Below are 3,920 nucleotides of genomic sequence, written 5' to 3' on the forward strand. Positions count from 1 at the left end.
GTCGACGCGTCAACGATGCATGAATATTGTATATCGATGACAGCTAACCAACTATATGCCACATAATCGTTTCCTAAACAAAGCTATTGCGGTGCTTCTACGAGAGTAGTAAGTGGTTAAGATATCAGTATTTATTAAAGCAGATGGAAATGGGTTGTTTCCATTTCAGGCGGAGATGAAAAGGCTCGAGGTATCGCTACACGAACTGCTAGCTGGTCGGGTACAACATTCGGTCGTTTTGACGTGAGCTCAGCCCTGTCGACGCGACGCGCATCTGCCCTCGGTCAGCCTCTTTGACATTGAATTCGGAAATGACGTTTCCGAATTCATCGCGCCCTTCGAGAGGTACTCGGCCGCGAGTCACCCATAGGGCGGTAGCATATCGAAAAATGGACGCCTAGACGAAATGCCGGACCCTGGCGCGTCTCTAATTGCGTCTGATCCAGTTGATGCGGCTTTTGAGGTTGGCCATCTGAACGGAGAGCGGATCCGTAGCATGGCGCTGGCGTTCGAGCGACGCGTGCTTCGCAGGTTCGACCTCGCGGTGACGATCTCGAACAAGATGCGGCAAGCCTTGTTGCGGAAAGGCATGCGCGCTGATCGGACGATGGTGATCCGCAACTGGGTCGACCTTGACGCTATCCGTCCCCCGGCTTCGGAGCAGTCGGACGTCTTTCGCCACGAACTAGGCTTGGATCGGAAGAAGTTCGTGATGCTTTACGCCGGCCATATCGGAGCCAAACAGGCGCTCGAGGTTTTCCTCGACGCTGCCCGGTTGTGTCAGGACGTCCAGCAACTGCATTTTGTCGTCGCTGGCGAAGGACCAAAAAAGGTCGAATTGCTCGCGCGTTACGGCGACCTGCAGAATCTGTCGTTCCTGCCGTTGCAGCCACCCGGGCGTTTCAATCAATTGCTCGATCTCGCCAACATGCATGTCCTGCCGCAGATGAAGCAAGCTTCAGACCTTGCTCTTCCCTCAAAGCTTGGCGCCATGCTCGCGAGCGGCAAGCCGATTGTCGTCACCGCCGAACCGGATACGGAACTCGCCGAACTGTTGCACGGCTCGGCCTTGTTGGTTCCTGCCGGCGATCCTGTCGCACTTGCGGCTAAGATCAAGGAGGCAGCTTCGACAGATCTTGGCCGCTTGAAATCAAACCAGTTGCGCCTGGCGCTATCCCTGAGCAGCAAGACGATACTGCCCGAATTCGAGATGGCGTTGATCGGCGACGGGCAGGGCTTCGACTCGCTCGCCACTGTTGACGTCCCCTGTCCCTTGCTTCCGACTGATTGCCGTTCTCCAGTTCATCCGATCGAGCGCTGACGCAGGAGGGTGGATGCTGGTCAACGGGAAGGAGCGAAAATGGCGAAAATCGACAGGTTGGCCATGTCCGTTTGGCGCGAACGCGCGAGGGTCGCTTGGCCCAGGGCTGAATGGCCCACGCCGGCGGGCGAAGCAGTCGAGCGGCGCCCGCGCGCTTCGCGCGGCTTGCGCGCGCATTCAGCCGGCGGCGAATCGCGGCGCCGGCCCAAGGTTGGGGCCTTGTCAGCGCACAGACGCTCGGCTCTCGTCATCGTCGGCTATTCCGCTTGCCTCGCGCTTTGCGATAGCTGCATCGTGATAGCCACGGCCGCCTGCGCAGCGTTTCTTTATCACGCCTGGTGGGGAGGTGAACCGATCACTTATTCAATGTCGCTGATCGGCAGTCTGGCGGCGGTCCTTTTCGCGCTGCCCTGCGCCGCCCGGGGTGAATACGTCGTTCCTGCCTATCTAAGTTTCGAAGGACACGCCAAGCGGACGGCGTTGTTATGGAGTTTAGCCTTTCTCTGCCTTTTGACGATCGGATTTGTGACCAAGACGTCAGCTGAGGCCTCGCGAAGCGCTGTGACGATCTTCTATTTCGGAGGGTTTGCCTCTCTTCTTGCTACGCGCGCTCTCCTGGTGGTCGCTACTCGCGCTCAGGCGAGAGCTGGAGGGCTTCTCTGCCGCCGAATTTTCCTTGTCGGATTCGAAAGCGAGATCGCGGTCTTTCGCAAACGCTATGAAGCGTCGATGCTTGGCATGAATCTGGTCGGCGCCTTCGCCTTGCGAGGAGGCGATCATATTCAGGCCGACTTGGCTCTGGCCGCGGCCAGCGCGCGGTTTCTACGGCCGGATGAAGTCGTCATCGTCGCGCCCTGGTCGCGGCGCAGACTGATCGACGCCTGCGTAGAGGCCTTCAGGCGCGTGCCTGCATCGATCCGTCTCGCATCGGATCCTCGTCTTGCACAATTGGCTGACGCCTGCAACTTCGACATCGGGCGGGCTTCAACCATCGAACTTGTGCGCCCTCCGCTCTCGAATGCGGAAGTTCTTCTGAAGCGTTCGATCGATCTCGCCGGAGCGGGAATCGGACTGGTGCTGCTCTCGCCGCTTCTTGCTGTGGTGGCCTTGCTGATCAAGCTTGACAGTCCTGGACCGGTGATCTTTTCGCAGCGGCGTTATGGCTTCAATCAGGAGCCGTTCCGGATATTCAAATTTCGCTCTATGACGACGATGGAGGACGGACGCAACGTCGTTCAAGCCTGTCGTAACGATGCGCGCGTGACGCGCGTGGGGAGATGGCTGCGGCGCTTCAGCATTGATGAATTTCCGCAGTTGGTGAACGTGTTGCGCGGAGAAATGTCGTTGGTCGGGCCGCGCCCGCATGCCTTTGCACATGATCAAAATTTCGGGCAATCGATCGCTCCTTATGCGCGCCGCCACAATATGAAGCCGGGGATCACCGGCTGGGCGCAGGTCAATGGCTTTCGAGGGGAGATCAAATCGGAAAAGGACATACGCCGCCGCGTCAAGCACGATCTGTATTACATAGACAACTGGTCTATCCGGATGGATTTGCTTTGCCTCTGGCGAACCGTGGCCTCCTCCCGAGCGTGGCGCAACGTCTATTGAACGACGGGCCTGGACCAACGCCCGCACCTGATTTTTACGGAGAATGACGATGAATGGTCGGCGTGTTTATGTCGCTGGACATCGGGGAATGGTGGGGTCGGCGATCGTCCGTCGTCTACAGAGTATTGGCTTCGAGATTTTGACTGTCGAACGATCGCAGCTCGATCTGAGTCGCCAATCGGATGTGGAGCTTTGGCTGAAGCACAGTAGTCCCGATATAGTGATCCTCGCGGCGGCGAAAGTTGGCGGCATTCTCGCCAATGACGCTTACCCCGCTGATTTTCTCTATCAAAATCTTGCGATTGAAAGCAACGTCATTCACGCTTCCCATCTCGCGGGCGTCGATCGGCTGATTTTTCTGGGATCCTCGTGTATCTACCCGAAATTCGCGCCTCAGCCGATCCAGGAGCAGGCCCTGCTCAGCGGCCCGCTTGAACGGACCAATCAATGGTATGCAATCGCCAAAATCGCCGGGATCAAGATGTGCGAGGCCTACCGCCGCCAATTCAGCCGGCGGTATATCTCGATAATGCCGTGCAACCTTTATGGTCCCAATGACAATTTCGATTTGGCGTCGAGCCATGTGCTGCCGGCGCTCATACGCAAGGTCCACACGGCGAAAGAGCAAGACGCCGACGAAGTCATTGTCTGGGGGACCGGGACGCCGCGCCGCGAATTTCTGCATGTTGACGATCTGGCGCGGGGGGTTGTCTTCTGCATGGACAAGTATGACGAAAACGAACCGATCAATTGCGGCGCTGGACAGGATGTCAGCATACGCGAACTGGCGGAGATCGTCGCTGAAACGATCGGCTTTCGCGGGCGACTGCGCTTCGATGCGAGCAAGCCGGACGGCACGCCCAAAAAACTGATGGATTCGGGTCGGTTGGCGGCGCTTGGCTGGAAACCGGAGATTGGCTTGGCCGAGGGCGTCGCCACCACCTATCAGTGGTTTTTATGTCATTGCGCAGAATTGGCGGAAGCTTGA

The 3,920-nt window shown here is 57.9% G+C and carries 3 protein-coding genes; all 3 read left to right on the forward strand.

Translation table 11 applies throughout. The features are described from left to right. The first annotated feature begins 406 nt into the window (after positions 1–406). The 3 genes from ACLP2E_RS21300 (at position 407) to fcl (ending at position 3,920) form a co-directional block, all read left to right on the forward strand. The gene (locus ACLP2E_RS21300) at positions 407–1,321 is read left to right on the forward strand and encodes a glycosyltransferase (RefSeq protein ID WP_442467051.1); all 915 of its coding nucleotides are present in this window, start codon (positions 407–409) and stop codon (positions 1,319–1,321) included. 165 nt (positions 1,322–1,486) lie between these two features. Beyond that, positions 1,487–2,932 (forward strand): exopolysaccharide biosynthesis polyprenyl glycosylphosphotransferase, encoded by a 1,446-nt coding sequence (locus tag ACLP2E_RS21305; protein ID WP_442467053.1) that lies wholly within the window; start codon positions 1,487–1,489, stop codon positions 2,930–2,932. A 43-nt stretch (positions 2,933–2,975) separates the two neighbouring features. After that, positions 2,976–3,920 carry a GDP-L-fucose synthase gene (fcl, locus tag ACLP2E_RS21310; protein ID WP_442467052.1) on the forward strand — a complete coding sequence of 315 codons (945 nt, stop codon included), beginning with the start codon at positions 2,976–2,978 and terminating at the stop codon, positions 3,918–3,920.

It is taken from the genome of Rhodoblastus sp. (assembly GCF_052145335.1).
GTDB lineage: Bacteria > Pseudomonadota > Alphaproteobacteria > Rhizobiales > Beijerinckiaceae > Rhodoblastus.

What these genes read in the sequence shown, in the direction of transcription:
- ACLP2E_RS21300 (WP_442467051.1), top strand. Translation starts at nt 407, where the DNA reads ATGCCGGACCCTGGCGCGTCTCTAATTGCGTCTGATCCAGTTGATGCG.
- fcl (WP_442467052.1), top strand. Translation starts at nt 2,976, where the DNA reads ATGACGATGAATGGTCGGCGTGTTTATGTCGCTGGACATCGGGGAATG.